Source organism: Micromonospora sp. NPDC048040 (genome assembly GCF_055587185.1).
In genome coordinates this window covers 22,804-28,892 of the sequence record NZ_JBVJGT010000072.1, presented here as the reverse complement: position 1 = coordinate 28,892, position 6,089 = coordinate 22,804, and the positions used below count along the sequence as shown (strand labels likewise).

General features: G+C 69.6%; 6 protein-coding genes. 3 read left to right on the top strand and 3 right to left on the bottom strand.

The window, feature by feature from the left end:
- Nucleotides 1-11: 11 nt before the first annotated feature.
- Nucleotides 12-644 (bottom strand): MBL fold metallo-hydrolase, encoded by a 633-nt coding sequence (locus ACZ6O2_RS33235; RefSeq protein WP_466025736.1) that lies wholly within the window; start codon nt 642-644, stop codon nt 12-14.
- Complete coding sequence (locus ACZ6O2_RS33230; protein WP_466025738.1) at nt 641-1,726, bottom strand: S-(hydroxymethyl)mycothiol dehydrogenase; 1,086 nt, start codon at nt 1,724-1,726, stop codon at nt 641-643. Before ACZ6O2_RS33230 ends, ACZ6O2_RS33235 begins: the two co-directional genes overlap by 4 nt.
- Nucleotides 1,727-1,843: 117 nt before the next feature.
- On the opposite strand from ACZ6O2_RS33230, the gene ACZ6O2_RS33225 reads away from it, so the two are divergent.
- Nucleotides 1,844-3,079 (top strand): helix-turn-helix transcriptional regulator, encoded by a 1,236-nt coding sequence (locus tag ACZ6O2_RS33225; protein ID WP_350712424.1) that lies wholly within the window; start codon nt 1,844-1,846, stop codon nt 3,077-3,079.
- A gap of 235 nt (nt 3,080-3,314) precedes the next feature.
- Here the strand turns inward: ACZ6O2_RS33225 and ACZ6O2_RS33220 are convergent, their stop codons facing one another.
- Entirely contained in the window at nt 3,315-3,488 is a 174-nt protein-coding gene (locus tag ACZ6O2_RS33220) for a hypothetical protein (protein ID WP_466025735.1), read from the bottom strand.
- A 634-nt stretch (nt 3,489-4,122) separates the two neighbouring features.
- On the opposite strand from ACZ6O2_RS33220, the gene ACZ6O2_RS33215 reads away from it, so the two are divergent.
- Both ACZ6O2_RS33215 and ACZ6O2_RS33210 read left to right on the top strand, forming a co-directional pair.
- On the top strand, nt 4,123-5,100 hold the full coding sequence (locus ACZ6O2_RS33215) for a WD40 repeat domain-containing protein (protein WP_466025734.1): 978 nt from the start codon (nt 4,123-4,125) through the stop codon (nt 5,098-5,100).
- A gap of 161 nt (nt 5,101-5,261) precedes the next feature.
- Entirely contained in the window at nt 5,262-6,020 is a 759-nt protein-coding gene (locus ACZ6O2_RS33210) for a hypothetical protein (protein WP_466025733.1), read from the top strand.
- The last annotated feature ends 69 nt before the right edge of the window (nt 6,021-6,089 follow it).

Sequence of the window (6,089 nt, the reverse complement as noted above, 5' to 3'; positions counted from 1 at the left end):
ACGTGCCCGGGTCAATGACCGCGGGCGATCCACTCGTCGAGGTGCGGGGCTTCGACGGCGATCGTGGTGCCGTCACCGTGACCGGTGTGGACCCGGGTGTCACCGGGCATGGTGAGCAGCCGCCCCCGGATCGAGGAGATGATCGTCGGGAAGTCCGAGAACGAGCGGCCGGTGGCGCCGGGGCCGCCGGAGAAGAGGGTGTCGCCGGTGAACAGGACCCCTGCTTCGGGCAGGTACAGGCAGATCGACCCGGGCGAGTGCCCCGGGGTGTGGATCACCCGCAGTTCCGTGCCCGCCACGGCGATCCGCTGCTCGTCGGTCGCCGGCCAGAACTTCTCGTCCGGATGGCTCTGCTGCCACAACTCCTCGTCGCCGGGGTGCAGCAGGACCGGCGCGTAGCACTCCTTGCCGAGACGCGGCGCGGCGGTGACGTGGTCGTTGTGCCCGTGTGTGCACACGACGGCGACGACGGCACGGGAGCCCACGGCCTCGATGATCGGCTCGGCGTCGTGAGCGGCATCGACGATGACGACCTCGTCGTCGTCGCCGACGAGCCAGACGTTGTTGTCCACCTCCCACGTGCCACCGTCGAGCTGGAACACCCCGGAGGTGACCACGCGGTCGATCCGCAGCGCGCCGCTCACAGCATCACGACCGAACGCAGCACCTCGCCTGCGTGCATGGTGTGGAACGCCTTCTCGACGTCGTCGATCGCGATGCGTTCGGTGACGAACTTGTCCAGCGGCAGCCTGCCCTGCAGGTACAGGTCGATCAGCATGGGGAAGTCCCGCTCAGGCAGACAGTCGCCGTACCAGGAGGACTTCAGCGCGCCGCCGCGGGAGAAGATGTCGAGCAGCGGCATCTCCAGGCGCATGTCCGGGGTGGGCACGCCGACGAGCACGACGGTGCCCGCGAGGTCGCGGGCGTAGAACGCCTGCTTCCAGGTCTCCGGCCGCCCGACCGCGTCGATCACGACGTCGGCACCGAACCCGCCGGTCAGCTCCGCGATCGCGGCGACGGCGTCGGTGGCTGAGGCGTCGACGGTGTGGGTGGCTCCGAGGTCTCGGGCCCACTCGAGCTTGCGTGCGTCGCGGTCCACGGCGATGATCGTCGAGGCGCCGGCCAGACGAGCGCCGGCGACGGCGGCGTCGCCCACTCCCCCACAGCCGATGACGGCCACGGAATCCCCGCGTCCCACCGCACCGGTGTTGATCGCCGCGCCGACGCCGGCCATGACCCCGCAGCCGAGCAGGCCCGCGACGGCCGGGTCGACGGACGGGTCGACTTTCGTGCATTGGCCGGCGTGCACGAGCGTCTTGTCCGCAAATGCGCCGATGCCCAAGGCGGGGGTGAGCTGCGTGCCGTCGGTCAGGGTCATCTTCTGCGTCGCGTTGAACGTGCTGAAACAGTACTGCGGGCGGCCCCGCTTGCAGGCCCGGCACTGACCGCAGACCGCTCGCCAGTTCAGGATGACGAAGTCGCCGGGTCGCACCGACTCGACGCCTTCGCCGACGCTCTCGACGGTGCCTGCGGCCTCGTGGCCCAGCAAGAACGGAAACTCGTCGTTGATCCCGCCGTCGCGGTAGGTCAGATCCGTGTGGCATACCCCGCAGGCGGCCACCGCGACCACGACCTCGCCGGGACCGGGGTCGGGGATGACGATGTCCGTCAGCTCGACCGGCGCACCCTTGGAACGGGCGATGACACCGCGCACCTGCTGTGGCATGGAGATGGTTCCTCTTTCGATCGACGGTTCGTACGACAGCGACACTAGCTGCGTCTTCCCTGTCCGCGACCTGGCCGACGGACGAGAGAAACCTGGTCTTCCGGCTAGGGTGTTCGGATGGGAACGGAACTTGCCGGGCTGCGTGAGGTGATCGAGGGGCCGCTGCACGAGATCGCCGGGCGGTTCTCCCGGTACCTGGCCGACCGCTGGCCGCATACCGCACTGATCATCTTCACCCGCGAGTGCACCGGCCGCCCTCGCAAGGTGGCCGGTGCGATCGAGACGATCAACAAGGTCACTCTCGCGGAACTGGAGGACCTCAAGGCGCGCACCGAACCCGGTCGTCCGCTCCGCACGACGGCGACGGTAGCCGGGGAGGCACGCGCGGTGTGGGTGGTGCGGGATCCGGTGGATACCCTGCTCGTCCTCGTCGCTCGCAGCGCGGCCGGGCACATTCCTCAGTCCGAGGTCCTGGCGGAGGTCTTCGGTATCGTCGCGACGTCGATCCGGCAGCAGGTTGCCCAGGCCAGTCCGGACTACCTCGCTGAATCGCGCGCGGCGTCGACCGAGCGGGCACGCACGATCGCGGAGATGGCCGCGGCCCACGAGACCGCGCTCGTCACCATTCTCACGACGCTGCGTTCCACCGGCCTCGACGATCGCCGCGCCCGTCTCGCCGCCACCGACTCGGCGTCCGCCGCGCTCGTGGCGTTGCGCACCGCTCAGGAGTCCGACCTGGCCTCGTCCGAGGAACCAGCGCCGGCCGTGTTCGCCAAGCTGCGCAAGGAGATCCGCCAGGTGCTGCGCCACCACGACGCGCAGCTGGATTTCGTGCCACCGCCCAAGGACGTACGCCCGGTGCCCGGCGAGATCGCCCGCGCGGCGCACGCCATGACCCGTACGGTCGTGCTGGCCTTCACCGCCCAGCCGGGACTCGACCGGTTGCGTATCGCCTGGGACTGCGACGGCACGTCGCTGCGGGTCGATGTGCGCGACCAGGGCCCCGGCCGCCTCGACACCCTCGCCTTGCGCCGCGAGCTCGACGGCCGTGCCCGTACGCTGGGCGCCACCGTCGAGTTCGACGCCGTGCCCGACTGGGGCAGCCGCGCCACCATCAGCCTTCCACTCGCTCCAGCTCCCGATCGTTCCGGCGGGAGCAAGCTGAGCAGCCTGAACCGGCGGGAACTCGAGGTACTTCGCCTTGTCACCCAGGGGAAGCGCAACAAGGCCATCGGCATCGAACTCGGCATCACCGAAAGCACCGTGAAGTTCCACGTCGCCGGTCTGCTGAAGAAGTTGGAAGTCAGCTCCCGCGGCGAGGCGACGGCGCTGGCGCTCGACGCGGGCATCTGATCCCCACGCCGTTCAGTCAGGCCGGTTTGTGGCTTGTCGAGGCGCGCCGAGGAGTGTGAGGCAGCGGAACTCCGGTAGAGGGTTGTCACTCCAAGACACCCCGAAACCAGGAGCTCCGCTGTCCGGACGGATTGCCTTGACGCGTACGACGATGGTGGCGGCGGGCCGGTTCGCACCGGGTCATCCTGGACGCGTGCGGGGACGGCACCACGCCCGCCTCCCCGCTCGTTCACCCCTACTCGACCGGAGGCTGGGCGGTTCGGCGTTTGGCGTTCCGCCACATGAGGCGGCCGAGGACCATGAGCCAGAGGGATTCCAGCGGTAGGACCATCACGAAGAGAAACAGGTCGGTGCCACCAGCCGGCGCCAACCCGATCCCGGCGAAGGCCAGCAGGCCATTGGTGAGCACCAGCGCGCCGGCGATCGCCCCGGCAACCGCGAACCAACGGGGATAGCGGGCATCGTGCCCAGTTGGTTGTGATCGCGCACCGCGCCGGCCTCGTCGACACCCCTCGCTGAGGCCGGACCGGCGCCATGACGCGATTCTGCGTGCGTTCCCGGTACCGGGATGGGCTCGTGCTGGCCCACGAGATTCCTGTCGGCTCAGCGCCGGTGTCGGACGTGGTGCCCGCAGCGACCCCTCCCGTTGGGCGCACATGAGCCGCAGCACCCGACCTGCCAGCTCCCGCCGCGAGGACGAAATCCGGCAGATGGCCGCAGCCGGCGGTCGTTCTGCCCGTAGGCATGCCTGCGCCCTGAGCCGACGCCGCAGCATTGGACTATCAACATTGTCGAGCAGCGAACTGTCGGTATTCCGTCATCCGGGCAAATCGCCGCCAAGGGATAGAATGCCCGAGCAAAACGAGTGACCATAGTGGATCACTGGAGGCGCACTGGTGTGGTGGCGATCGGCGGCGGTGTGCGACGTGCGCCAGCCGTTCCGGCTGTCCGAGCGGGCCGGCGGGCCAGCGGGCCGGCGTCATCGCCCGCGCGCGGCACCGTCGGCTTGCCGGGCCTCGGCGAGAACCTGGCCAACGCGGGCCGTGTTCGCCGGACTGGTCGGTCTGCTGCTCGCCGGTTGCACCACCGAACCGGAGCCGACCCGGCTGGACGGCAACGATCAGATCGTCGAGCCGATGGTCAGCAGCGCGGCGCCGCCCGGTCCTGAGTTCGACCTGGCCCGTCGGAGACTCGCCGGCGCCCAGCTCACCCGGGACGGCAAATATCAGGCCCGGCTGGCCGGCGACTGGGTAATCGTCTCTACCGCCGACGGTGCCGAGTTCGACCGGTTCGCCACCGGCGCCGAAGACACCCGGATCAGCATGGACTTCTCTCCCGACGGGCGATACCTCGCGGTCGGACTACCGGACTCGGTGGTCCTCTACGACTTCACCACGAAGGACCCCACGGCGCTGCCCCTGCCCGAGGAGGTGAAGCGACCGGACGGCGAACCCCAGCCGCGCACCGGCAAGTTGCGCTTCTCGGCCGACAGCGGCCATCTGGTGGTCGAGCTGTTCGATGAACGGGCCAACAGTCGCTACTGGCTCCACGATCTGCACACTCGCCGTGAGATCGTCTCACCGCTTCCGCCGAGCATCGAGGTCCCGAGTGATCCGGGTGTCATCTTGTACGTAGCAGGGCTGACCGTGGTCAACGGCGGAAAGCGGGTGGTGATCGCCGGTCAAGAAGGCTTCCTGGTCTGGGTGCCGGACGAGCAGACATTCCAGTGGCGGCCCTGCGCCTGCGGTAGCACCCTGACCAGCACAGTGGACCGGCAGGCTCGGCACGTGGCATTCCTGACTCTGAACGACGAAGTGGTGCTCTGGGATCCGGGCCCTCCCCAGGAGGTTGGACACTGGAAGGTGCCGGCCGTGGCCCCTGGAGCCAAACCGGCCGTGAACCCCACCGAGCTGGATTTCACCGAGGACGGCGGCTGGCTGCTGGCCGGCCCGGAGTACGGCCACGTGTGGTCGGTCCCGGACGGCAAGCTGGCGGGTTCGTGGCAGGGGCCCGGGTCGTGAGCGCCGGCAAACCGAAACGGCGGCGCGGCACCAGCGGTCCGGAGCGGAAGCGGGGAGTCCGGGGCGGGCGTCCGGCAGGGGGCCGGGACAAACCGGGCGGCGTTGAGCCGGTACCGCGGCTGCGCCGGGTGCTGGGATCGTTACATCGGGCCTGGTGGTTCGTGCTGGGTACCGCAGTGGCCGCCCTCCTCGGCGCCACCGCGAGCATCTATGTGCCCAGGTGGGTTGACCATCTGGACCCGCAGGTCGTCGCGGTACACGTCGTGGCAAATCCGGCCACCGTGGACACCTGGGGCACCGCTGAGTTCGCCATGGTGCTGCCGAAGGACGCCCGGCCCTCCGATGATCCACCGGTGGGCTGTTCGACGCTGATCGACTGGGCGCGCGCCCTCGGCGCGGTCGATCACAAGGTGAGCCGGGTACGCCTCGTCGTGCAGGGCGCCAGCGACCAGGGGGTGCTGATCGACAACCTGCGTGCCCGCGTGATCCGGCGCAGCCAGACTCCGGAACCGGCCGGTGTGCAACTGCGCTGCGGCGGCCAGCAGGGAGCCGCCGAACCACGGGACGTCGAGATGGACCTGGACGCCGCCCAGCCGGCCGCCCGCTACCGCACCCTGATTGAGGGGCGCCGGCCACTGTTCGGGTTCACCCTCGCCAAGGGCGAGACCGAGGTGTTCGACCTGACCGCGTTCACCACCGGCACGGTGGAGTGGAATCTCGAACTCGACCTGGTGGTCGCTGGGAAACGGAAGCGGGTCGAGGTGACCAATCGGGGCCGGAGCTTTGTCACGACCGCGGCACCCGGACCCCGGACCTACCAGGTACCCCCAGGCGGCGACCACTGGGTCGAGTGTGCGCAGACGCCCCTCCGGGCCTGCCTGGAGGGCGGTCCGCCGGCACGCTTCCGGTACGACCCCTGACGGCGCTGTTGCCTTATCGGATCAGTGGGTATCCCGAAGCCGTGCCCAGCGCTGGTCAGATGGCGTGGG

Excerpts from the sequence above, each read along its gene's own strand:
- ACZ6O2_RS33225 (WP_350712424.1), top strand. The coding sequence starts at position 1,844 with ATGGGAACGGAACTTGCCGGGCTGCGTGAGGTGATCGAGGGGCCGCTG.
- ACZ6O2_RS33230 (WP_466025738.1), bottom strand. The coding sequence starts at position 1,726 with ATGCCACAGCAGGTGCGCGGTGTCATCGCCCGTTCCAAGGGTGCGCCG.